Genomic DNA, 23,562 nt, shown 5'->3' on the forward strand with positions numbered 1-23,562 from the left:
AGGGCGGCTGGTGCCGTTGAGGTACGGCTGTGCCTCGTCCGGGTCGATCGCAGTCCCCGAAGCCTCCCAGCGGAAACCCCAACCGGCGGGGACACCACCGCCGACCACCGAGTGGTGTCTCATGCATGCATGGGGGCCATGGCGGAGGGCCCTGTGCCCACGGTCATTCAGCAGGCTCGGGCCGTGCCTCGTCCGTGGGTGCCGCTGTCGACTCTGCCGCGTCGGAAGCGGTGTAGAAGACGGAAGCGCCCTGCTTGGAGCGCTGGGCCTGGTTCCGAGCCACCAGGTTCTCGAGCGTGGTGCGCACGACGTTGGTCTGGATGCCACGCTTGGTATGCACCTGGCCGAGCGCCTGGGCGACTTCCGCGGCAGAACGGGGTTCCTTCTGTTCCGTCAGATGCCGGCGGACGAGCTCGACCAAGGTGGGCTGAGCCGTCTTCGGGGCCGCCTCCTTGGCCGTGGACTTCGTGGCGGCCCTCTTCCTGGCTTTGGGCTGTTCCGCAGTGTCCGTCCGCGCGGGCCGGCGCGTAGCTCCGGTCTTCTTCCTGGGGGAAGGCACAACGGTGCTGTCGATGTGGGCAGGCCCGGCGGCCGGAGCTGCGGCTCCAAGTGCCTGCTGCAGGTTCACCAGCACCGTGTGGTCATGCTGCAGGGTGGCCAACTCTTTTTGCAGCGCCGCGAGTTCTGCCGTAATGCGTTCCTGCTCCTTGACATTGCGCTCAAGGTCGCCGGCCACTTGGGTGGCGTACTGCGAAGTCAACTCGGTGGTGCTGGTCGTGCTTTGGGACATCCTTCGCTCCTCGGTCGGTAGCCAGGTTGAATCCCCCGTGGGCGATTGTGGCGGGTCAGGGAAGATCTACAGGCCACAGCCGCCTTAGGACAGCGATCTTACGGGTGAGCCACCCTGTTTTTGCTGTGTGCGAAGAAACGCCCTCCTTTTGGTGGGGGCGGCGCGGGCATGGGTGACGCCGACAGGGGTGAGCCGGTCCCTCAATGTGTGCGCGCTGTCATAGGACGCCGCAGTGTCGTGCTGCGCTGTGGTGGATGGTCGGTCCCGCTGTGTCTGCCCCGCGGGAAGCCGTCAAGACCGGGGCGGCCGAACGCTGACGTCTCGCCGCCGTCGAGTACCTTTCTGGCGTGTCCATGCCTCCGGCGCCGCAGTCGCCGTACCGGACGCCCCTCTGCCCCTGGGACGCCCCGCCGCAGACGAGCCGGGTCGGCCTCGTGGCCGGGATCATCGGTGGGGTCTTCCTTCTGGTCATCGCGCTCCTGGCGACGCCAGTGCTGGTCGGGAAGAAGATCGAGAGCAGCTGTCCCCGGGCCGAGTTCACCTTGACCGTGCCCGGGGCACTGCTCGACGGCCGCTACAAGCTGACCAGGGACGACTCGCCGGCACTCGGCCGGACGCTGGAGAGGAGCCGGCGGCTCGGCTGGGACGCCAAGGCCGCCCACGGCATCGTCGCGGTGTACCGCCCGGACGGCGGCAACCGGGGCGATCTCGTCGTGACCGGCATGTACGGCCGCTTCAGGAACACCGACGCGATGCGCGCCCGCGTGCTGGCGGACAACGGCGCCAGGACCACCCGGGTGAAGGTGCTGGTGCCGACGAAGGACGTCACCCCGTCCGGCTCCCGCATCAGAGTCAGCTGCGAGGTGGTGACCCGGACCTGGGCCGACGGGGCGAAGCTCACCTACCCCGTCTGCGCCTGGGTGGACGGCAACACCTGGGCCCGGGTGGCGGACATGACCCTCAACACCGCCTTGACCGTCAACCTGAAGGGCGAGGCCAGGACCACGCTCCGGATCCGCTCCGAGATAGTGAAGCCGATGAGGTGACCGTCCCGACATGGCCCCGTGCCGGGCGGTCGTGCCCTCGGGTTCCGTCCCCCAGGGGCGGTCGGCCAGGGAGCGCAGCGACGCCATCGGGCTCTCCCCGCCCGATACGTCCGCCGCTTCGGACAGGGCAAGGCGGAGGGCGTCTGCCCTTTTGGCCGGGCCCGGGGACGCCTTGACCGGCCACGGGGACGGCGGAGGGCACCGGCCACGGGGACGCGGAGGCGCCGACCACCGGCCGCATATGTGAATGGCCGTGAGGCTTACGAGGAGATGCGCTACGGAGATCTTCCGCGCCGCGCGCGAACCGTGCACAGTCAAGAGCCGCCGTGAACCGACCGGTTGCGCTCGTGGGGGCGGGCGCCTCCGCGCCTCCGTCGCGGCACATCCGTGCGCACCCCACTTTCGTGGTCGGGAGGACAGTTGATGGGAGCTCATCGCCACCCGCAGCCGAACGAGGCTGTCGGAGAGCCGGACGGCATCGGACGTCGAAGATTCCTGGGGTACGTGGTGGCCGCCTCGACCCTGACCGTGGCGGCCCAGCTGGGCGAGGGTATTTTCGCCACGGCGGCGGACGCGGTGGTGCCCTCCGTGCCGGGCCCCGCCGAGATCTACGACCTCAACGACATGCTCACCCACGCCACCCTGCCCACCGCGAACCTGATCACGATCCGCGTCGACGCCGACGGCACGGCCTCCTTCGCGCTGCCGCGGGCCGAGGTCGGGCAGGGCATCACCACCTCCAGCGCCATGCTCATCGCGGAGGAACTGGACCTGCCACTGGAGAGGATCCGCGTCTCCCTGGCCGACGCCCGGCCGGAATTGGTGTTCAACCAGCTCACCCCGGCGGGTCCAACACGACGATCTCCACCTTCACCCCGATCCGGGTGGCGGCCGCCGTCGCCCGCGGCCGGCTACTGAAGGCAGCGGCCCTGGAACTGGGGGAGGCGATCGACACGCTGACCGCGAAGGCGGGGGTCGTCACCTCCACGGTGACCGGCAAGAGCTTCACCTACGGGGAACTGGCCGAGAAAGCGGCTGCAGTGACGTCCTCTCAGGTGTCCGTCACTCTCAAGGAGCCGTCCGAGTTCCGGATCGTCGGGACCGCGCAGCGGCGCATCGACGCGCTCGAGGCGGTCACCGGGCGCAAGAAGTTCGCGATGGACCTGCAGGTGCAGGGTGCCCTGCCCGCCATGGTGTGCAGGCCGCCGACGATCAACGGCACGGTCCGCTCGGTGGCGAACCTGGAGGAGGTACGGGCGCTGCCCGGCATCACCGACGTCGTGCCGGTGTCCACCGGTGTTGCCGTACGCGGCCGTACCTTCGGGCAGTGCATCGACGCGGTCCGCGCCCTGAAGGTCACCTGGGGGCCGGGAACCGCGGACGGCAAGTCGGACACCACCGTACGGGACGAGCTCCGCAGTGCCGAACTCCCGCTCCCCGCACTCGATCTGCTTACCAAGTCCGTCGACGCCCGCTTCACCTTCCACTTCGCCTCCAACAGCGCGCTGGAGACCAACTGTGCCGTCGCCGATGTCCGGAAGGACTCGGCCGAGATCTGGGCCAGTCTGAAGTCGCCGATCACCGCGCAGGAGCAGATCGCGCTGAAGCTGGGCCTGCCCCCTACCGCGGTCAAGGTCCATGTCACCGAGGGCGGTGGCTCCTTCGGGCGCAAGCTGTTCCACGATGCCGCCGCCGAGGCCGCCGAGATCTCCCAGGCGATGGGCAAGCCCGTCAAGCTGATGTGGCACCGCACCGACGACTTCCGCCAGGGCCGGACACACCCCATGTCCACCTCGCGGGCCCGGGCCACCTACGCGCTCGGCGAGGTGCTCACCTACCACCAGCGCCACACCTCCGTGGCCACCGACTTCGGCCACGGCGTCGGTGAGATCATCACCTCCGAAGCCGCCAGTCTGCCCGTCGGCGGCCTCACCTTCTCCGAGACGATCTTCACGCTCACCCAGCAGACCCCGTATGACTTGGGAGTCGTCACCCAGCTGCTCAGTGAGACCGACAAGGGCTTCAACACCGGCTCCATGCGTAACATCTATTCGCCCAACGTGCGGTGCGCGCAGGAGCTGGTGGTGGACGAGCTGGCGAAGCGGATGGGCAGGGACGCCTACCGTTTCCGTCGCGCACTCCTCAAGGACGATCGGGCGCGAGCCGTCCTGGACAAGGTCGCCGAGGTCGGTGACTGGGGCCGGAGTATGCCCGCCGGGACGGCCCAGGGCATCGCCATCCACCCCGAGTACCACGCGTACGTCGCGGTCCTCGCCGAGATCGACTGCCGGCCGGAGACCACCGGCCGGAAGATCCGCGACGCGTACAGCGGGCCCCGCGTCACCAGGGTGGTCTGCGCCGTCGACGTGGGCCTGGCTGTCAATCCCCGAGGCCTGCAGGCCCAGATGATGGGCGGCATCATGGACGCAATCGCCATCACGCTCAGCTCCGGCCTTCACCTCACCAACGGGCATTTCCTGGAAGGCAGTTGGGACAACTACTTCTACACCCGCCAGTGGAACACTCCGCCGGAGCTGGAGATCGTCGTCATGCCGCCGACCACCGGAAAGCCCGGCGGCGCCGGAGAGCTGGCCGTCGCGGGAGCGATGGCCGCCGTGGCCTGCGCCTACGGCCGGGCCACCGGCACCATGCCGACGACCTTCCCGATCAACCACGCGGAACCGCTCGGCTTCGAGCCGCTGCCCACCACCCCGCCCGTCCCCGCGTCGCCCACCGACGGCCTGAGCCGCGCCTACTAGGAGTCCACGTGCCCGAACACACCTTCATCCTCAACGGCAAGGCCGTGACGGTGGACATCGAGGACGACGTACGGCTGCTGTGGGTGCTCCGGGACGTTCTGGGCGTCACCGGACCGAAGTACGGCTGTGGCCTCGGCGTCTGCCAGGCCTGCACCAGCCACATCAACGGCAAGGCCTTCAACCCCTGTTCGGTACCGGTGAAGGACATCGAGCCGGACGACGAGATCACCACCATCGAAGGCCTGCCCGCCACCGTCGGCAAACAATTGCACCCCATGCAGGAGGCCTGGCTGGAGTACGACGTCGCCCAGTGCGGCTACTGCCAGCCCGGCCAGATCATGACCGCCGTCGCCAAGGTCCGCCAGGCCCGCGAAGAAGGGCGCGAGATCAGCGAGGCCGACCTCGATGAGATCCGCAACGTCTGCCGCTGCGGAACGTACCACCGCATCCGGGAGGCGATCGTGGCCGGGGCGAAGAAGTACTGACCTGACCTACTGACATCCGTGCGAGCGGGCCGGTCTCAGCGGCTCGCTCGCTCTCGACGGCGGTCACCGGCCGGCCGCACGTGCCCGACCGCTCCCTGCGGCTCGGCCGACGGTTCAACGTGACCGTTCGCGCTCCCGATGAACCACCGGCTTCCTGCCGGTGAGGGTGGAGCCACCCACCGCACGAATCACGGGATCGGCTGCGGATCCGGGCACCTGCGAGGGAGCCGAGGGTGCCGCGTCAACGCTCCGCTCGGCCTCGCCGGCGACTTCGGCCGGGCGGCCGCGTGGAGCATTAGTCGGTTTCACGGTCCAGGACGCGGCGAGCCGCCTCGGCCTCCGCCGCCGGCGGGGACAGCTCATCGAGGGTGTCGAGCTCGTCGTCCGCTTCCAGCTCACGCTCCCAGGCAGCCGCGAGCCGTTGCTGTTCCTCGCGCGGTTCGGCGCCGATGGCCTGCCGGTGCTCCGGGTCCAGGGCCGCCAGGAATCGTGCGACCGGGTCCGTCGGCATGCTGTGCTCCTTGTCGCCGGGAAGGATGCCCTCCGGCCCAGCATGGCGAACGGTTCCCGTGCCGCCCTCCCGACACGGCCTGGGACCACCCTGATGGCCCTGGGGCGTTGTTCCCGATGAGGAGCAGCCCCGCGCTGGTCCGCTGTCGAGCACGATCGAAACGGCAGCCCGGCCACGACCTCACAGTCTCGCGAAGAGCCCGTCGAGCGGGGGCGGTGTCCGGTCCGGTGCGAGGGCCTCGATGAGGAGACGGCCGTAGCGGATCTTGCGGCCCTTCTTCGTGCCGAGGAAGCGCCGCACCTGTTGATGCCGGGGCCGGCCGTGCTGCGCGGGCTGGCGCTGGAAGGTCTGCCAGGCGCGAAAGTCGCCCTCGGCTCGGAGGATCTCCTCGACTCCTGCCGTGCCGAGCGCGCGGATGAGTTCGTCCTCCAGATCCGCAGCGCATACATGGATGTCCTGGAGCGGTGCCTGCGCCCGCGTCAGGGCGCGCTCGTAGAAGCCCCGTTCGCCCTCGTCGCACAGTCCTGTCAGGCGCAGACCGAGGCCGGGCGGCCCGAGGAGGCCGGCATAGCGGCCGACGCTCATCGCCCCGCCCATCGACACGACACACACCCCCTCGGCGGCCAGGTCCCGGCCACGCCGGGTGGCCAGCGCCTCGACGGCCGCGAGATCGCTCAGCCCTTCCAGGAGCACCGCGGTCCGCGCCCCGAGGCTTTCCGCCAGAGAGCGCGCCGGCCCTTCGGGACCGCCCCTCGCCCAGCTCGTGACCGCGTCCCGGAACGCCCTCATGTCCGCCATGAGGCGAGTCTGCACGTCCACCAGTGGCGCGGCACGGGATTATTCGACGGCCTCGGGAGTTGCGACGGTCCTCAGGCCCCGGCCGCCGCGGACCCGCACAGCCCGCAGTGGTCCTTGCCGTTCCACAGCTGCCCACCGCCGAGCCGAAGACAGCGCCCGAACCCTTCCACGGCGACACCAGAACCATGTTCGCCGACTGCTGCGCATCGGCGTGTTCGAGGTGAGAGACGACGACACGGTACGTCTGCTGTCGGCATGGACAGTTGCCGTCCCGTACGGGCGCCGGTCGGACCGCCATGGCCGGTTCACCAGCCGCAGTCGGATCTGGCGCCTCGGAACTTCCAGGATGATCGATTCCAAGGGCCACCACACATCCTCACTGTCAACTGTCAGTCGGGCGTCGCCCATGCTCGCGACGACGGGTCGGCACGCGCCCCGTTGCGCAGAGCCCGGGGATGACAGGGCGTCGGTTCAGCGCGGACGCAGCCCGTCGAAGACCACCTCGAAGATCCGCTGCCGGGCCGCCGGATCGGCTCCGAGGTGCTCCATCGCCGTGCTGGTGCCGACCAGCAGGGCGATCAGCTCCGGCAGGGTCAGCTCCGAGCGGACCGCCCCGGCCTGTTGCGCCCCGGCCAGCAGCTCGGCAAGCTGCGCCCGGATCACCTTGCTGGACTCCTGCAGGGCCGCGTGCGCGTCCACCCCGGCAGCGGCGAGGGCCTGGGCGAACTCGTTCTTGCCCTCGGACCGGTCGATCACCAGACGGAAGCAGCCGAAGAAGGCCTCGGCGGGCTCGGACTCGGCGGCCAGCTGCGCGGTCTGGGCGGCGATCGCCTCCAGCCGGCGTACCATCACCGCTTCCAGCAGTGCCTCCTTGGTCGGGAAGTGCCGGAAGAGCGTGCCGACCCCGACCCCGGCGGCCCGGGCGATCTCCTCGGTCGGCACGCCGACGCCACGCGTGGTGAACACCTTCGTGGCGACGTCCAGCAGCCTGGCCCGGTTACGGGCCGCGTCCGCCCGTAGCGGGCGTTCCTGAGCGCCGCTCATCCCTCCCACCCTTCTCCGCCGACGGCAGACCCACCCTGGACAACCGGAGTCGCCAGTCCGTATCGTTTGAATCCGGAGTCGCTAGTCCGATTCTAGCGACAGGTCCGGCTGGGGGTTGATCATGTCTGAAGCGCTGTCACCGCGCGAGGTCTTCCAGAAGCTGCTCAAGGGCATCACCACGGGGCGGTTCCCGGAGCTGGCCGAGCTGTACGCCGAGGACGCCGTGGTGGAGACCGTCTTCGAGCCGCTCGGGCCGCGCCGGTTCGAGGGGCGGGCCGCACTCGACGAACGGTTCGCGGCGGTCTCCGTGCATTCGCCCGTGGAGCTGACCGCGACGAATGTGGTGATCCGGGAGACCGACGACCCGGAGGTGATCGTCGCCGAATGGACCTACCAGGTGCACCACCGGGTGACCGGGCGGAACGTCGAGGTCGCCAACATCCAGGTGCTGCGGATCCGCGACGGCCTGATCGTCAGCAGCAGGGATTTCCACGATCACCTGGCCCTCATCGTGGCCGGCGGCGACCTGCCGCGCCTGGTGGCGGCGCTGGACGGCAAATAGCAGGTTCCGCAGCTCGGCCTTTGGCCTGGTGGGGGTCACGTGGGCCTGCCGGGACGCGGGCGGGCGGGCGAGGCATGCGCGGCGCCGGCTCGCCCAATCGCCCAGCGGACCTCCAGGACGGACCGGCCGCTCGCGGCGGTCCCCGGTGACCAGGCCACTGCTGCGGTAGCCGCCGTCAGCGTGGGTGACGGTCCTGCGGGTGACGGCCCTCGGCCCTGGAGCGGGCCTGAGGTGGGGCCGGGCGGTGGAGTGATCGATCTACGGGACGATGCGCGCGACTGCCCCGTCTTCGGGGTTCCCGTACTTCGAGATCAACTGCTCGTCGCTCATGCGGTCGACGTCTTCGCTTCGTTCGACGGGAAAGATCACGTGGGTGTCCTTGTCCGTCCAGTACTCGACGACGCGGTGGGTGTCGGTGGCTCGGCTCATGCGCTTCAGGGTGCGTCTGTGCACGTCGAAGGGTCAAGGGGAGATGGGGCTTCCGTTTTTGCGTGCGGAAGCGTAGGTTCCGTTTACCCCGCGTCGGCGCCCTTCGAGGCGTCGGCCCGCCGGTCCCGGGACGGCGGGCCACGCGGGGGCCAAGTGCCTGGTCACGGCCATATGTCTCAGCCGGCTCGGGGCGTGCGGCGCTGCCGCTGTGCAATCGGCCGTAGCCGGAGACTTGCACGCCCTGCCTGCGACGACCGGAGAGCGCTAAGGGGTACACCGCGCAGCGCTTGATCCCTTGGACGCGCGGTCCCTCCATGCGGTCCCTGCATGCCTCCGCGCGACCCACCGCGAGCCGACGAGCACCCTGCATCAGCGAGGCGCCGTACACCGGCAGATCGGGCTCGTGGAGACACAGAAGCTGGCCAATAGCCCAGCGGGGCGGCCTCTTTCAGCTTTGCGCAGGCGCAGCCTGGGATGACTAAGAGCAGATCCATCCTGCCGTCGACGTGAGGTCGGCTTCGGCGGGCGAGGCGCCCTGGTTCACCGGCTGCTCGCCGTGACGGCGATGGCGGGGAGGACGGCGAGGGAGAGGATGCCGGCGGTGAGGGTGAGGATGGGGTAGCCGGCGGCGGAGACGACGACGCCGGAGGCGAGGGCGCCGGTGGCGCCGGCGATGGCGATGGAGACGTCGACCATGCCCTGGGTCTTGGCACGGGTGGCGAGCGGCACGGCGTCGGTGATCATCGCGGTGCTGGAGACGAGGCCGAAATTCCAGCCCAGGCCGAGCAGGGTGAGCGCGAGGGCGAGCAGGGCGACGGAGTCGCCGGGCGCGGCTGCCGCGGTGATCCCGGCGGCGAGGAGGGTGAGGCCGGAGGCGGCGGCGATGGCGCTGCGGCCGTAGCGGTCGACGAGCCAGCCGGTCAGCGGCGAGGGCAGGTACATGGCGCCGACGTGGACCGCGATGACGAGACCCGAGGCGGCGGTGCCGTGGCCGTGCTCGTGCAGGTGAACGGGGGTCATCGTCATGATCGCGACCATGACGAGCTGGGTGAGGACCATGGTCAGTGCGCCCAGCATCAAGCCCGGACCGCGTTCTTCCGCAGGGGTCGGCTCGGGGTTGCCCGCGGTCTTCGCCGTGGCGGCCGCCGCCCGCTGCTGAAGGTCGAGGCTGCGGGCGAGCAACAGGGGGTCGGGGCGCAGCCAGAGGGCCAGGACGAGGGCGGCCAGCGCATAGGCGGCGCCGGAGAGGAGGAACGGTCCGGCCAGGGTGGGGATGCCGAAGGTGCCGGCGAGGGTGCCGGTGGGGGCTGCGAGGTTGGGGCCGACCACGCCGCCGAGGGTGGTGGCGACCAGGACGGTGGAGACGGCGCGGGCGCGGTGGGCGGGAGCGGCGAGGTCGGCTCCGGCGTAGCGGGCCTGGAGGTTGGTGGCGGTCCCGGCGCCGTAGACGAACAGGGCGATGAGCAGCAGGACGGGGTTGCCGGCGACGGCGGCCGCGATGACGCCGGCGCTGCCGATGGCGCCGGTGAGGTACCCGGCGGCGAGGCCGGGGCGGCGGCCACGGGCCTGGGAGATGCGGCCGACGGCGACGGCGGCGAGGGCGGAGCCGGTGGTGAACAGGGCGCTGGGCAGGCCCGCGAGATCGGTGGAGCCGAGCATGTCCTGCGCGAGCAGCGCGCCGACGGTGATGCCTGCCGCGAGACCGGCCCCGCTGAGGATCTGGGAGGTGACCAGAACGGCCAGAATGCGGCGCTGAGCTTCGGGCTGAGGGGATATGCCGGAGGTGCTGGCCGAGGCGGTACTCGTCATGGGCCGGTCTTTCCGATGAGGCGGCCGGAGCCGAGGGGGACAGAAGCGCGCCCGGTGCTGCGGCGAGGGCCGGCAGCACCGGGCCGGGCACAGGAGTCGGGCGGCATCGAGGGCCAGGGCGTGGTCGGCGACGAGGTTGTCGGCGTCTTCGAGGCCGACCGACAGTCGGATCATGCGATGGATGCGAACATGAACGGCGAGCGGGGTGTCCCTGCTGAGGCGGACGGCCCCTCGGGGGCGCGGCGTTCGCCGGCGTGCGCGGTGCGGGCGGACATTCCCTGCGGGGTGAGGGTGGACGATCCTGGCGCGGTGCGGGCGGACAGCGCCTGCGGGGTAGGGGCGGTCATGTCTCTCTCCTGCTCTTCGCTCTCTCCAGCTCTTCGTCGGATCGATGGCCGGCCGGCAGGCACGGTCAGTGCGCGGCAGCCGCCTTGACGAGTTGTGTTGCCGCCGTCTCGATGTCGTCGGGTGTGCTCCAGCGGCCGAGTGACAGCCGCAGCGCCCCCAGCGCCCGCTTGCTGTCCAAGCCCATCGCGGTCAGCACCGGGGAGGGAGTGTGGTTGCCGCTGTGGCAGGCCGAGCCCGTCGAGGCTGCGATCCCGAGGGCGGCGGTGAGGAGTTCATGGCCGATCACGCCGTCGATGCTGACGTTCAGCGTGTTCGGCAGCCGCCCTTTGTCGGGGCCGTTGAGGTGGACGCGGCCCGGCAGCGCGGCCGCCAGCCGCGGGTGGAGGCCGCGCTGCCGGGCCGCGATCCGGGCCTGGGTGCCGTCGCTGGGGTCACCGGCCGCGATCCGGGCCGCGGCACCGAGGGCCACGGCGAGGGCGACGTTCTCCGTCCCGGCTCTCAGGCCGCGCTCCTGGCCGCCGCCGTAGGCCACCGGCTCCAGCCTCACGCCGTCGCGGACGTACAACGCGGCAATGCCCTTCGGGGCGTACATCTTGTGCCCCACGACGGTGAGCAGGTCCACGCCCAGCTCCTCGACGTCGAGGGAGATCTTCCCTGCCGCCTGGGCGGCATCACAGTGGAAGCGCACCCCCCGTTCGTGTGCGAGGGCGGCGAGCTCGGTGATCGGCTGGAGGGCGCCGGTCTCGTTGTTGGCGGCCATCACCGACACCACCACCGTGTCGTCGGTGAGCGCGGCGGCCAGCGCGGCCGGGTCGACCAGGCCATTGCCGTCGACCGGCAGCACGGTGACGCGCGCCCCGTGCAGGCGCTCCAGCGAGCGGCAGGTCCCCAGCACGGCCGGGTGCTCGGTGACTTGCGTGATCACGTGGGGGCGCGGATGCCCGGAGGTGAGGACCGTACCGCGCAGCGCGAGCAGGTCGGCCTCGGAGCCGGAGGAGGTGAACACGACCTCGTCGGCGCGGGCACCGATCAGACCGGCGACCTGTGCGCGCGCCCTGGCCAGCGCCTGCCGCGGCTCAGTGCTGTAGGGGTGGTTGCTGGAGGGGTTGCCGAAGAAGTCCGTCAGGTACGGCAGCATCGCCTCGGTCACTCGCGGATCCACGGGAGTGGTGGCGTTGTAGTCGAGGTACACCGGTCCGCCGGCCAGACCCGGGTGCACCGGTACGAGGTTGTCGGTCATGCCAGGTCCCCGGCGGTGACGGGCAGTTTCGCGTCCAGCACGACCACGTCTCCGGCCTCCCTGCGGGTGCGCAGCTCCTCTTGAGTGACCTGGACCTGCCCGGCGCCGTTCTCACCAGGACGGGCGTCCAACGCCGCGGGTACGGCGGCCTGGCGGGCGCCGGCGACCTTGCGCGGCAGCGTCAGCGGCTGACCTACGTCGACCCAGGCGAGCCGGTGATGGGTCACCACCGACCCGCTGCCTCTCCGGATGAACCGGAGCAGGCGTCGGCCCTCGTCGTCCTCGGTCTCCCGAACCTGCACTTTGTCGGCCACGCCGACCAGTGTTCGCTGAACGCGCCGATCGTCAACAGATGCCGATCGGCGCGTCGCGGACCACGGACGGCGGTATCAGCCGAGGTGCCGGGCGAAGAACCGTAGGGTGCTGTCCAGTTCGAAGGCCGGGATCTCCCCATGCTTGCCGGGGTTGGCGTGCAGAGTCTTCTCGGCCGAGGCCAAGGCGTCGAACAGCGCCAAGCCCTGAGCCCGCGGCACCCGCTCGTCGTCCCACTGCAGCAGGAACTGCACCGGGACCGTGATCCGCGCGGCGGCCTCGGCCGATGCCAGCGCCCCGCCCAGGCCCAGCACCGCGGCGCGGACCCGGGGTTCCGCAGCGACGAACGGAACGCCGAGCCCGCAACCCAACGACACACCCCAGTAGCCCACCGGAGCAGCGCCGACGTGCTCGAGTTGCTGGACCGCGTCCAGAACCGCCTGCCACTCCGGGACGGTCTGGCGGGCTACGAGCGCCTGGAAACCAGCGATCAGCGGAGCCAACTCCTCACCGGCAGCCACGCGGGCCTGATTCGCCGTCGCGATCCGGTCGTACTCCTCATCCGTCGGCCGGTCGCCATGGCCGGGCACGTCGACTGCCACCACCGCGAAATCACACTCGGCCACGAAACGGCGCGCACGGGTCACGATGTCCGTGGCTCTCTTGTGCTGGCCGCCGCCGTGGCCCATCAGGATCAGGGGACGAGTACCGGTGGCACCTTCCGGCGTCCACAGCACGCCGGGAATCTCACCGAGGGTGAATAGCTGTTCGGAGACGCCGTCGGACGACGACTCAGAGGTGAAGCGCATAGCGATTGAAGCCTTTCGGGAAGCCTTCTGCGGGCTCTCCCCAGGCCATGTGAGAGAGGGAGGCCCGACCTGTCACAGCGTTGATCGGTCTCACCTCCTCGGTTCGCAGCAGCGCACAGCGACGCCGAACCTATCACGCAGATCTTCACCCGCGCCTGGGACAAGAGGGTGCCGGGACGAACGTCGCCTGACGCGTCACTGACTTCGCGGCCCGGTGGGCAAGCGCGGCGCCGCACTGCGTACCGCGTCGGCGGGGCCGAACTGCGTACCGTCGGCGGCCAGGAGAACCGGATGCGGTTGAGCCGCTCCGCGACCCGCCCGGCGCGCGAAGGCCTCCTGTTCACGTACCTCGGCCTGGTGCCAAGGCCAACGGAAACGGCGGAGGCGCCTTCCTCGGATCCGCCCGGAAGCCGCAATCTTGATCATTCCGAGATGCGAGGAGCGGCTGCTGTAAACCTTGGCCGGATACTGTCGTCATCGCGTTCGACGGGGGAGTGCGTCGTCGTGGTGGGGTGCGGGCAGCCGTGCGGCATCGCGGCGCAGGTTTGACCGGACGCGGCCCTGCTCGATCAGGGGCCCCCGGTTCGTACACGTGGACGGGCGTGACACGTGCGCCCGTGTGAGACAGGAGCCGTAGTGGCACTGAACGTACGGAGTCCGAGAGCCGCGGTTGCCGCGTTGGCGGCGACTGCGGCCGCACTGGCGGTGGGTACCGCGGTGCCCGCCACCGCCGCCGGATACACGGCGTCGGCCGGCCCGTGGACTCCCGCGACCGGCCTGACCGGCGCCGACGGCCAGCAGAGCCTGATCGACGTCAAGGTGGCCGGAAACGGCACGGCGTTCGCCCTGTGGCGCAACAAGGCGGCCGATGCCACTGCTTGGGACATCCAGGCCGCCGTCAAGCCAGCGAACAGCGGCACGTGGTCCGCTCCCCACACTCTGTTCACGAGCGGTGACGCCGCCGCCCAGGCCGTGCTGGCCGTGACCGCGGACGGGCACGCCCTTGCGGCCTGGACAACCGGGAACGGCAACGACGGCACACTCGCCACCCTCTCCGCAGGCTGGGACCCGGCGGCGGGCATGTGGTCGGATCCGACCACGGTCACGGGTTACGACGGACTGGACCTGTCCATGCCCGAGCTGGCCGCGGCGGCCGACGGCACCGTCACCGCCGTATGGGACCAGGGCGACGGATACCTGAACCACGAGGTGATGACCGCCACCCTCGCCCCCGGCGCGACGGCCTGGTCGGTGCCTCACCGCCTGGGGTCCTTCTCCAGTGGCGGCATTTGGGATATCGCACTCGACGTGGCTCCGGACGGCGCGGCCACCACGGTCTGGGACGCCTACGACAGCCTCGACGAGGCCCACGTCGTCTCCACCGCCACCCGGGCCACTGCCGGCGGCGACTGGAGCAGCCCGGCCGTCCTGCCGGGTACGGACGCCCAGTCCAGCGATGTCGGGGTCTCGATGGATGCCCGCGGCGCCACCACCGTGCTGTGGCAGAGCGCCTCGGCCAACGGGGTCGAGAATCTGAAGTCCGTCACCAGGACTTCGCCGGCCGGCAGCTGGGGACCCGCCAAGACCGCCGTACCGTCCCTCCAGGACAACGACGACAGCGGCCCCCTCACGGCCCCGAACGGTGACATCACCTATGTGTGGGCAGGCTGGAACGCCGGCGCCGGCATGCCGATCGTCCAGGCCGTCACCCGAAGCGCGAGCACCGGCACCTGGTCCGCGCCCAGGACGCTGTCCACCGGCTACGTCAACCGGCAGGTGGACGCGTCCATCGGCGCCGACGGCACCGTACAGGTGGTGTGGCCGCAGACACCCGGCATCGACAACGGCAACGACCACTACCTGGAGTGGGCCGTCCGGGCGGACGGCATATGGAGCAAGGCGACCGCACTCAACACCACGCCGGTCGCCGACGTGCCGGACATGGACGCCCTGACGGGCGAAGTGGCGGCCGGACCGGACGGCCGGGCCACGGTGCTGGGACGAACGGCCGTGTACGCCCCCGGAACCAGTGACCGCTACACCTCCCAGGTGTGGAGCCGGTCCCAGACCCTGCTGGCCAAGCCGCAGATCACCACAAAGGCCACGGTGGCCGGGACCGCCCGTACCGGTTCCAAGTTGACGTGCTCCGCGGCCTGGTCCGGCTACAACGCGACCGCCGCATGGTCGTGGCTGCGGGACGGCAGGACCATCTCCGACGCCACCGGCGCGACCCGCACCCTGACCTCGGACGACTACACCCACAAGATCTCGTGCAAGGTCACGGTCAGCAACGGCGCGGGTTCGGTCAACTCCACGTCACCAGCCGTCACGGTCGCCGTCGGCCCTCCCCTGAAGACCACCAAGGCACCCTCCATCAGCGGCACCGCCAAGGTCGGTTACAAGCTGACGGCCGCACACGGCACCTGGTCACCGACCGCCACCTCGTACTCCTACTCCTGGAAGCGCAACGGCAGGACCATCACCGGAGCCACCAAGTCCGCCTACGCCCTGGTGAAGGCCGACAAGGGCCAGAAGATCACCGTGAAGGTGACCGCCCACCGCCACGGCTGGACTGACGGATCGGCCACCACCGCATCGGTCACCGTGCACTGACGCACCTTCGGCGGAGCCGTCGGCGGGCGGGACGCGCGGGCGCGCCACGAGACTCGGGTACGACCGCGGGGCGTCGATCCATGTCGGCGTCATTGGATTCGGCTTCTCACTGCCTGTTTTCCAAGCTGTTCGCGCTGCCCACCCGGACCAGGCACCACGGATAACCTCGCCCGGCTGCCCGGCTGCCCGGCTGCCCGGCTGCCCGGCCTCCGCGGCGGCGGCACAGGGCCGAGAACGACACCAGCCGCGTTCACATAGGCCGTCACCCCGCGGACTGCTGATCAACCGCCGCGTGCCGTCGGCACGGAGTGTCCTGGGTCCACGAGGGCCGCCCGCCGAACTAGGGGGTCAGTCGATACAGAACTCGTTGCCCTCGATGTCCAGCATCGGGATGCACGACTCGTTTTCCTCATCGGCATACAGTGTTTGCACATGGGTCGCGCCGAGCGCGACCAATCGTGCGCACTCGGCTTCGAGCGTGGCGAGGCGCTCGTCCCCCACGAGCCCGGTGCCGACCCGGACGTCGAGATGCACCCGATTCTTGACGATCTTGCCCTCGGGGACGCGCTGGAAGTACAGGCGCGGGCCCACGCCTGAAGGATCACTGCAGGCGAACCATGATCCCTGCTTCTCAGGAGGCAGGGTGCGGTTGAAATCCTCCCAGGTGGTGAACCCCTCCGGTGGCGGCGGTACGACGTACCCCAACACTTCACACCAGAAGCGAGCGAGGCGCTCAGGTTCTGCGCAGTCAAAGGTGACTTGGAACTTCTTGATCGCTGACATCGGCGCACCGTACCGCGTATTAGGAGGACCCTGCCGCTCATTTCCCCAGGCGGGTCCACCCGCAACCGCGTCGCACCCTGGGCCACCTTGGACACCAAGTGATCAAACCAGACAGTCCACGAGAACGACGCGATCGTGGCGGCGGAGCGCCCCAGTGGTCCCCAGGATTTAGTCCTGACCGACCACCTTCATGCCAAGATCAGTTGCGGGACAACCCTTAGGGTGCAACGCTGCGCCCTGGCGCGACCGCCTTTCGGACCCACCACACGGGGATCTCTTATGCGTTTGGCAACCGTACTCCTCCTGATCGGCGCCCTGTTCGGGCTGGCGCCCGCCACGGCCCAGGCCATGCCGGCGCCTGACTCCGTGTCGTACATCGCGCTGTCGTCGAAGCCGGGCGGTGCGAGCGGGGGCGGTATCAGCAAGAGCGGTGGTGGCATCGGCAAGGGCGGCAGTCACAGGAAGTCGAGGGGCGGCGGCTACTCCTACGGCCGCACCCACGGCAGCTCGTCCACCGGGAAGAAGATGCCCCTGTGGCAGGCGATCCTGGTCCTGCTCGTCCTGGGATGCCTCATCGTCTGGGGCGTCGTCAAGCTCGTGCGCAAGGTCCGGAACGCCGTCAACACCTGACGGGTATTCGGCAGGGTAGCGGCGCGCGGCTCGGATGCCTCCGCACGGCTTTGGCCGGGCGCTGCACAAAACCATCGGGCTGCGATTTCCTGCTGTGGCATCAGCGAGGGTCACAGGGGGCGGGCTGGTCGGAGACGGGTGTACGCCGTGCTCGATGAGACGGCTGCGGTCGGCAGTGCCAAGGCCCAGCGCAGCTGGGGACTTCTGTTGCGCTGCCGGAGCCGACTGGCCGACAGCGGCACGACCTGGGTCGAACCGCCGGACGGAACCTCCCTGTCGGCCGACGACCCCGAACCTGACGCGCACGGCTCTCGAAGTTGCGACGCACGCCGCTTCCGGCCGAACCTGATGGGTGACACCGGCGGAAGACCAGGATTCTGGACGTCCTCGACGCGGGGACCGTGCGCCGACGACTCGGTCGCGTGTACCAGCGACTGCCGTCAAGTGTCACGCCCGCATCAGGAGTGATACGAGGGTGACAGCTGCTTTCGGGACTCGGCGGCCTTGTCGCAACGGGTGATGGTGGCCCGCCGTCGCCGGCGGCGCCGTTGGCCGACCGCGCCGACGACTGGACCCACCTCTCACCCACCGGCATGTTCAAGGCCTTTGTAAGGACCTCTCCGAGGCTTCGGCGCACCTCGCGCCGCGCTGTCCCGGCCGCCGTAAAAGACCCCGCGCGAACTGGTGATATGTCATTGCAAAATTCCATGACATGCTAGTAAATTTCGGTCAGCCGTTTCGGGATGTCACCGGCAGACGGGGGCAAAGGATGAGCACGGACGACCGCGTCGCGGTGACGCCCGGGATCGCACGACTGCACGCGTCGCCCGGACTTGCCGGGCCCGGTCGGCTGGGGCTGGTGACCAACCACACCGGCGTCCTCCCCGACCTGCGCCCGGCCGCGCCTGCGCTGCTCGAGGCCGGCGCACGGCTGGTCGCCCTGTTCGGTCCGGAGCATGGTCTGCACGGGACCGGCCAGGCCGGCGGGAGCGAGGCCGCTCAGGCGGACCCCACCACCGGACTGCCGGTCCACGACACATACCGGTGCAGCGGTGAGCGCCTGGACAAACTGCTGATCGACAGCGGCGTCGACGCTCTGGTGTTCGACCTGCAGGACATCGGAGCCAGGTTCTACACCTACGTGTGGACCATGTTCGACCTGCTGGTCTCGGCGGCCCGTACGGGTGTACGGTTCGTGGTTGCCGACCGGCCGAATCCCCTCGGTGGACTCGTCAGCGAGGGCCCGCTGCTCGACCCGGCGTGGGCCAGCTTCGTCGGGCGCGCCCCGATACCCGTCCGGCACGGCCTCACCTGCGGCGAACTCGCCCGGCATCTCAACGCCTCAGCCGTGCCCGAAGTGACGGGCCGTGCCGCTGACTTGACGGTGATCCAGGCTGTCGGCTGGCAGCGTGCCCTGAGCGCCGAGGCCACCGGCCTGCCGTGGGTCGCGCCCTCGCCGAACATCCCGACGCCCGCCACGGCCACCGTCTACCCCGGCACTTGCCTGTTCGAGGGGACGAACCTCTCGGAGGGCCGTGGTACCACGCAGCCCTTCGAGATCGTCGGGGCCCCGTACATCGACGCGCGGTTCGCACCCTCACTCGCCGAGCTCGCCCTGCCCGGAGTGCACTTCCGTGATCTGCGGTACGTACCGACCTTCCACAAACACGCCGGACAGCCGCTGCGCGGGGTCCAGCTCCACATCACGGACCGCCAGGCGTTCGCTCCCGTACGGACCGCCGTCGCGATGCTCACCACGCTACGGCGGCTGTACCCGGACGACTTCGCCTGGTGCACTGCGGACGGCGGCATGGAGGGGACCGGTCACCGTCACTTCATCGACCTGCTGTGGGGGTCCGACCGGTTGCGGCGCACCGTCGACGCGGGCGACGACCCGCTGCCGCTGTGCGATCCGCCGGCGCCGCCAGGCCGTTGGGCCGGCGACGACACCCTGCTCTACCCCTGAGACCTCCTCGCCTTCCGCTGCGGCCTGCTGCTCTGCCCCGAAAAGAAGCGGACCCTCATACGACTCAACAGCCCTGCACAGCAACCCGTTGCGCGTCCGCGCCGACCGCCGGGCCCCGCCTTGGCCCCTGCCGAGCAGCGGATCGCGGACCACATCCTGGCCGACCCGGCCGGGTCCGTCGGGCGGGACCCCCGAGCCTGCCGCGGCCGGCAACATCTCCGAGACGACCGTGGTCCGGTTCAGCCACGCCCTCGGGCCCCGGGGCCACCCCGAGCCGCGGAGGGCCCTGGCGGCCACCGGCGTCGCCCACGAGGTGTCTCCCAGGAGGCGCCGCCCCGGCTGCCGACCCGCCATGCGGGCCCCATCCCCATGGCCGCAGCGCACCCCCCACCAGACAGAGGCAGCGCCGCGGGCGATGTTCCATGCCGTCCGCGACCTGCGTATGGAAGGACTACCCGTCGATGACGACATCCCCGCCGACGACCGATCGCACGACGAAACCCCGGGCCGGGATTCGTGGCTTTCGCGCGGGCGACGGCCCGCGGTTGGTGGAGGCGTGGCGCCGGAGTGCGCCGGCCGACCCGATCACCCCGGACCGCTTCCGCTCCCTGGTGCTGCTGGACGCCAACTTCGATCCGGAGGGGCTTCGGGTCGCCGTCGACGGCGACCGTGTCCTCGGCGCCGCCTACGCCGTGCGCCGACTGACGCCGATGACCGGCACCGACCTGGAGCCGGAGCAGGGCTGGATCCCGTTCTTCTTCGTCGCCCCGGCCGTCCGCGGGCGCGGTCTCGGCCGCCGGCTGCTGACCGACGTCCTCGACTGGCTGCACAGCCACGGCCGTACCAGGGTGGACTTCTCCTCGTACACCCCGCACTACATCCTCCCCGGCCTGGACGCCGAGGCGTACCCGGAAGCGGCGGGGCTCCTCGAATCCCTGGACTTCCGCACTCTGTACGAGGCGGCGGCGATGGACCGCGGCCTGGTCGGCTATCGACTCCCGGAGAGTGTCGCGCTCCGCGCGGACGAACTGACGGCCCAGGGCTACCGGTTCGCCACCCCGTCCGACGACGACCTGGTGGACCTTGTCGCGCTCGCCGGGAGCCACTTCAGCCCGGACTGGGCACGCGCGATCCGGGAGTGCCTGGTCGCAGGCACGCCGCTCGACCGGATCGTCGTCGTCCGAAACCCCTCGGGCCGGCTGGTCGGCTGGGCGATGCACGGCGCGTACGAGTCGGTGGACGAGCGGTTCGGCCCGTTCGGTGTGCTGGAGGAGATGCGCGGCACCGGACTCGGCAAGATCCTGCTGCACCTGGTGCTGGAGCGGATGCGGGCGCGCGGCGCGCACTCGGCGTGGTTCCTGTGGACCGGCGAGCAGTCCCCGGCGGGCCGCCTGTACCGCAAGGCCGGTTTCACCACGACCCGGGTGTTCCGTGTGATGCGCCGGGAGGCCGCCGGATGACGCTGTCACGCCGCACCGGCGGCCTGAGCCGCCGGCACTTCGCGCTCGCGCTCCCCTCGGCGCTGCTCGCCGCCGGATGCGCCGCACCGCACCAGGGCACCGGGCGCCCAGGGGATCCGATCGTCCTCACCCTGCTCTCCCACTACGCGAGCGGGGAGCTCAAGGAGGCCCTGCAGGGACCGGTCGACGAATGGAACGCCACCCACCACCGGGTGAAGGTACGGACGACGGCCGTCGAGTTCACGGAACTGCTGACCACGTTCATGGTCCGGCAGGCCGCGAGCCAGGGCGCCGACATCGTCCACCCGTACTGCCTGTGGAACGGCCAGCTCGTCCAGGCCGGCGTCCTGCGGCCCGCTCCGGCCGAGCACGCCGAGGAGATCCGGCGCGGCTACGGCGGGGCCGCGGTCCGCTCCTCGTCCGTGGGGGGCAAGGTCTACGGCTACCCCACCGAGGTGCAGACGTACGCCCTCTACTACAACAAGCGGCTGCTGCGCGAGGCCGGCATCGACGGCCCCCCGCGCACGTGGCGTGAGCTGGAGGAGGCGGCCTACGGCACCGCCAAGCGGGACCGGTACGGCAACACGCTGGTCCAGGGGTTCGGGCTGTCGACCTACGACGACTCCACCACCGTCGGCCAGACGCTCGCCCTGCTCAACGCCGCCGGCGGAACGTTCGTCTCCGCGGACGGCAGGAGCACCGCCATCGACTCGCCGGCCGGCCGGGCCGTGTTCGATCTGGAGCACCGTCTCGTCGTCAAAGGCGCGAGCGCCCCCGGCATCAACGTCTACAAGGCGTTCGCGTCCGGGCAGGTGGCGATGGTGGTCAGCGCCGGCTGGTGGACCGGCAGCCTGAAGGAGCAGATGGGCAAGGACTACCGCGACGTCGGCGTCGCCCCGCTGCCCGTCCCCGAGGCCGACGACAAGCGCGCCACGCTTTCCACCGGCTTCATGCTGGGGGTCAACGCGGCCAGTGAGCACCCACGCGAGGCCTGGGAGTTCCTGCGCTGGCTCAACACCGAGAAGGTGAGCGTGAAGAGCGCCAAGAAGGGCGCGACAGCGACCCGGATGAGTTCCCTGCAGGTGTCGGTCGGCTCCCTGACCGGTCGCGCCGACGACATGCGCACGCTCCTCGGCGAGGGCAGCGATCCGAACCTGCGCCCGTTCCTGGACGCGCTGGCGTACGCGGTGCCGGAGCCGAACGTGCCGGGCGCACAGCAGGCCAAGTCGCTGCTGCGCAAGAACATCGAGGCGCTGTGGACCGGCCAGCAGTCCGTCGACGAGGCGCTGCGCACCACCCGTCGTCAGGTCGATCAGGAGGTGTCGCGCTCATGGTGAACACCCTGGCGCCGGAGTCGCCCGAGCGGGTGCCGAGCCGGCAGTCCGCCGGGCCCGCCGTCGACGGCCGTGGTCGGGCACGGATCCAGGCCCGGCGCCGCCAGGTCCTCGTCGCCTATCTCTTCCTGGCGCCGACGCTGCTGTTCTTCGCGGTCTTCCTGATCCTGCCGCTCGGCTTCGCGCTGTTGCTGTCGATGTCCCGCTGGGCCGGGTTCGACCTCGGCGACATCGACCCGGTCGGCCTGGACAACTTCGCCGGGTTCTTCGCGGACGGATCCACGTTCCTGGCGCCGATCCTCACCAATACGCTGCTGTTCGCCCTGGGCACCGTGGCCCTGGCGCTCGCCGGCTCGGTGCTCGTCGCCACCTGCATCGACAAGCTGCGGTTCCAGGGGCTGTGGCGCACCCTGTACTTCCTGCCCATCGTCACGACCGTCGTCGCCATCGGCAACGTGTGGAAGTACATGTACGAGCCGGGCGGGCTCGTCAACGGCGTCCTCAACGCCCTGGGGCTCGGCTCCATCGCGTTCCTGCAGGACCCGGGCACCGCGCTGCCCTCGGTCGTGGTCGTACAGGCCTGGGCCGCGGTCGGCACGGCGATTCTCATCCTGACCGCCGGGCTGAAGTCCATTCCCGAGTCGTACTACGAGGCCGCCGCGCTCGACGGCGCCGGCCCCGTCACCGTCTTCTGGAAGATCACGCTGCCGCTGCTGCGGCCGTCCCTGCTGTTCGTGTGCATCACCCAGTTCATCACCGGGCTGCAGTCGTTCGCGCTGATCATCGTGATGACCAAGGGCGGCCCGGGTGACGCGACCAATGTGGCCGCGCTGGAGATGTACCGGCAGGCCTTCAGTTACGGCGACTGGGGCACTGCGAGCGCCGCCGCCTTCGTCCTGTTCGTGGTGGTCCTCGTGGTCACCCTGGTGCAGTTGTGGATCTTCCGGCGCAAAGGGGAGGACGCATGATCCGCCGCCGTTTCCCGTGGCTGTCGTATCTGGTGGTCGTGACCGGCGCCGTGCTCACGGTGGTGCCGTTCCTCGACATGGTGATGACGTCCTTCAAGGGTCCCGGCGAGTCCGGCACGCTGCCGTACCGGTTCCTGCCCAAGGCGTTCGAGCTGTCCAACTACAGGGCCGCGATCGACCAGCTCGACCTGCCGGTACTCTTCCGCAACAGCGTCATCGCCACCGCCGTGATCACCGGCTCGGTGCTGCTCACGTCGTCACTCGCCGGCTACGCGCTCGCCAAACTCCGCTTTCCCGGCCGGGACTTCATCTTCCGTCTCGTGCTGTCGACGATGATGTTCCCGCCGTTCCTCTTCTTCATCCCGCACTTCCTGATCCTGGTGCACTGGCCGCTGGCGGGCGGCAACGACCTGCTGGGGCGCGGCGGCGCGGGCCTGACCGTCAGCATCGTGGCGCTCGCCATGCCCTTCCTCGTCAACGGCTTCGGGATCTTCCTGATGCGCCAGTTCATGGTCTCGATCCCGGACGAGGTCCTCGAGGCCGCGCGCATCGACGGGGCCGGCGAGTTCGCCGTGTGGTGGCGGATCGTGGTGCCGCAGACCAAGCCGGTCGTGGTGACGCTCGGCCTGCTGACCTTCGTCGACGCCTGGAACGAGTACATCTGGGCGCTGCTCGTCTCGACCGCCAACCCGGACGTGATGACCCTTCCCGTCGGCATCCAGCTCCTGCAGGACTACGTCGACCCGACCCGCACGATGCCCATCGTCATGGCCGGCCTCGTCCTGAGCATCCTGCCGGTCCTGATCCTCTTCCTGCTGCTGCAGAAGTACTACATCCGCGGCGTCATGCTCAGCGGCCTCAAGTAG

The 23,562-nt window shown here is 70.2% G+C and carries 21 protein-coding genes and 1 pseudogene; 11 read left to right on the top strand and 11 right to left on the bottom strand.

Annotated features, from left to right (window positions below; all coding sequences use genetic code 11):
- Positions 1 to 163: 163 nt before the first annotated feature.
- On the bottom strand, positions 164 to 790 hold the full coding sequence (locus tag ACFZDC_RS24735) for a hypothetical protein (RefSeq protein ID WP_391327150.1): 627 nt from the start codon (positions 788 to 790) through the stop codon (positions 164 to 166).
- Between the two features lie 347 nt (positions 791 to 1,137).
- On the opposite strand from ACFZDC_RS24735, the gene ACFZDC_RS24740 reads away from it, so the two are divergent.
- The 3 genes and pseudogenes from ACFZDC_RS24740 to ACFZDC_RS24750 all read left to right on the top strand — a co-directional run bounded on the left by ACFZDC_RS24740 (position 1,138) and on the right by ACFZDC_RS24750 (position 5,080).
- Positions 1,138 to 1,836, top strand: a complete 699-nt coding sequence (locus ACFZDC_RS24740) for a hypothetical protein (RefSeq protein WP_391327152.1) — start codon at positions 1,138 to 1,140, stop codon at positions 1,834 to 1,836.
- Positions 1,837 to 2,259: 423 nt separating this feature from the next.
- Positions 2,260 to 4,595 (top strand): annotated as a pseudogene (locus tag ACFZDC_RS24745) (molybdopterin cofactor-binding domain-containing protein).
- An 8-nt stretch (positions 4,596 to 4,603) separates the two neighbouring features.
- Positions 4,604 to 5,080: a 2Fe-2S iron-sulfur cluster-binding protein gene (locus ACFZDC_RS24750; RefSeq protein WP_391327154.1), complete on the top strand. Its 477-nt coding sequence runs from the start codon at positions 4,604 to 4,606 to the stop codon at positions 5,078 to 5,080.
- 295 nt (positions 5,081 to 5,375) lie between these two features.
- Here ACFZDC_RS24750 and ACFZDC_RS24755 read toward each other — a convergent pair whose 3' ends face one another.
- The 3 genes from ACFZDC_RS24755 to ACFZDC_RS24765 form a co-directional block, all read right to left on the bottom strand.
- Positions 5,376 to 5,591: a hypothetical protein gene (locus ACFZDC_RS24755; RefSeq protein ID WP_391327156.1), complete on the bottom strand. Its 216-nt coding sequence runs from the start codon at positions 5,589 to 5,591 to the stop codon at positions 5,376 to 5,378.
- 180 nt (positions 5,592 to 5,771) lie between these two features.
- Positions 5,772 to 6,389 carry a TOPRIM nucleotidyl transferase/hydrolase domain-containing protein gene (locus ACFZDC_RS24760; protein ID WP_391327158.1) on the bottom strand — a complete coding sequence of 206 codons (618 nt, stop codon included), beginning with the start codon at positions 6,387 to 6,389 and terminating at the stop codon, positions 5,772 to 5,774.
- A gap of 471 nt (positions 6,390 to 6,860) precedes the next feature.
- Positions 6,861 to 7,433 (bottom strand): TetR family transcriptional regulator, encoded by a 573-nt coding sequence (locus ACFZDC_RS24765; protein ID WP_391327160.1) that lies wholly within the window; start codon positions 7,431 to 7,433, stop codon positions 6,861 to 6,863.
- Between the two features lie 121 nt (positions 7,434 to 7,554).
- Here ACFZDC_RS24765 and ACFZDC_RS24770 point away from each other — a divergent pair, with 121 nt between their 5' ends.
- The gene (locus ACFZDC_RS24770) at positions 7,555 to 7,995 is read left to right on the top strand and encodes a nuclear transport factor 2 family protein (protein ID WP_391327161.1); all 441 of its coding nucleotides are present in this window, start codon (positions 7,555 to 7,557) and stop codon (positions 7,993 to 7,995) included.
- Between the two features lie 258 nt (positions 7,996 to 8,253).
- On the opposite strand, the gene ACFZDC_RS24775 is transcribed toward ACFZDC_RS24770, so the two are convergent.
- From ACFZDC_RS24775 to ACFZDC_RS24800, 6 genes are all read right to left on the bottom strand, one after another.
- Complete coding sequence (locus tag ACFZDC_RS24775) at positions 8,254 to 8,424, bottom strand: hypothetical protein (protein WP_391327163.1); 171 nt, start codon at positions 8,422 to 8,424, stop codon at positions 8,254 to 8,256.
- Between the two features lie 540 nt (positions 8,425 to 8,964).
- A complete protein-coding gene (locus tag ACFZDC_RS24780) occupies positions 8,965 to 10,233 on the bottom strand; it encodes an MFS transporter (RefSeq protein WP_391327164.1) in 1,269 nt (422 codons plus the stop codon).
- Between the two features lie 170 nt (positions 10,234 to 10,403).
- The gene (locus ACFZDC_RS24785) at positions 10,404 to 10,580 is read right to left on the bottom strand and encodes a hypothetical protein (protein WP_391327166.1); all 177 of its coding nucleotides are present in this window, start codon (positions 10,578 to 10,580) and stop codon (positions 10,404 to 10,406) included.
- A gap of 65 nt (positions 10,581 to 10,645) precedes the next feature.
- Entirely contained in the window at positions 10,646 to 11,821 is a 1,176-nt protein-coding gene (locus tag ACFZDC_RS24790; protein WP_391327168.1) for an aminotransferase class V-fold PLP-dependent enzyme, read from the bottom strand.
- Positions 11,818 to 12,135 (bottom strand): hypothetical protein, encoded by a 318-nt coding sequence (locus ACFZDC_RS24795; RefSeq protein ID WP_391327170.1) that lies wholly within the window; start codon positions 12,133 to 12,135, stop codon positions 11,818 to 11,820. Before ACFZDC_RS24795 ends, ACFZDC_RS24790 begins: the two co-directional genes overlap by 4 nt.
- Before the next feature lie 75 nt (positions 12,136 to 12,210).
- On the bottom strand, positions 12,211 to 12,942 hold the full coding sequence (locus tag ACFZDC_RS24800; RefSeq protein WP_391327172.1) for a dienelactone hydrolase family protein: 732 nt from the start codon (positions 12,940 to 12,942) through the stop codon (positions 12,211 to 12,213).
- A 636-nt stretch (positions 12,943 to 13,578) separates the two neighbouring features.
- Here ACFZDC_RS24800 and ACFZDC_RS24805 point away from each other — a divergent pair.
- Positions 13,579 to 15,555: a hypothetical protein gene (locus ACFZDC_RS24805; RefSeq protein WP_391327173.1), complete on the top strand. Its 1,977-nt coding sequence runs from the start codon at positions 13,579 to 13,581 to the stop codon at positions 15,553 to 15,555.
- Between the two features lie 348 nt (positions 15,556 to 15,903).
- On the opposite strand, the gene ACFZDC_RS24810 is transcribed toward ACFZDC_RS24805, so the two are convergent.
- Positions 15,904 to 16,338 carry a VOC family protein gene (locus ACFZDC_RS24810; RefSeq protein WP_391327175.1) on the bottom strand — a complete coding sequence of 145 codons (435 nt, stop codon included), beginning with the start codon at positions 16,336 to 16,338 and terminating at the stop codon, positions 15,904 to 15,906.
- Positions 16,339 to 16,623: 285 nt separating this feature from the next.
- Between ACFZDC_RS24810 and ACFZDC_RS24815 the strand changes: the two genes are divergently transcribed.
- The 6 genes from ACFZDC_RS24815 to ACFZDC_RS24840 all read left to right on the top strand — a co-directional run bounded on the left by ACFZDC_RS24815 (position 16,624) and on the right by ACFZDC_RS24840 (position 23,562).
- Positions 16,624 to 16,968: a hypothetical protein gene (locus ACFZDC_RS24815; RefSeq protein ID WP_391327177.1), complete on the top strand. Its 345-nt coding sequence runs from the start codon at positions 16,624 to 16,626 to the stop codon at positions 16,966 to 16,968.
- Positions 16,969 to 17,737: 769 nt separating this feature from the next.
- Positions 17,738 to 18,934 carry an exo-beta-N-acetylmuramidase NamZ domain-containing protein gene (locus ACFZDC_RS24820; protein ID WP_391327179.1) on the top strand — a complete coding sequence of 399 codons (1,197 nt, stop codon included), beginning with the start codon at positions 17,738 to 17,740 and terminating at the stop codon, positions 18,932 to 18,934.
- Positions 18,935 to 19,395: 461 nt separating this feature from the next.
- Positions 19,396 to 20,394, top strand: a complete 999-nt coding sequence (locus ACFZDC_RS24825; protein WP_391327180.1) for a GNAT family N-acetyltransferase — start codon at positions 19,396 to 19,398, stop codon at positions 20,392 to 20,394.
- A complete protein-coding gene (locus tag ACFZDC_RS24830) occupies positions 20,391 to 21,731 on the top strand; it encodes an extracellular solute-binding protein (RefSeq protein WP_391327182.1) in 1,341 nt (446 codons plus the stop codon). Before ACFZDC_RS24825 ends, ACFZDC_RS24830 begins: the two co-directional genes overlap by 4 nt.
- Positions 21,725 to 22,696, top strand: a complete 972-nt coding sequence (locus tag ACFZDC_RS24835; protein WP_391327184.1) for an ABC transporter permease subunit — start codon at positions 21,725 to 21,727, stop codon at positions 22,694 to 22,696. The genes ACFZDC_RS24830 and ACFZDC_RS24835 overlap by 7 nt, the downstream gene beginning before the upstream one ends.
- Entirely contained in the window at positions 22,693 to 23,562 is an 870-nt protein-coding gene (locus tag ACFZDC_RS24840; RefSeq protein ID WP_391327186.1) for an ABC transporter permease subunit, read from the top strand. The genes ACFZDC_RS24835 and ACFZDC_RS24840 overlap by 4 nt, the downstream gene beginning before the upstream one ends.

Origin of the sequence: Streptomyces sp. NPDC007905 (genome assembly GCF_042959345.1) — a bacterium.
Taxonomy (GTDB): domain Bacteria; phylum Actinomycetota; class Actinomycetes; order Streptomycetales; family Streptomycetaceae; genus Streptomyces.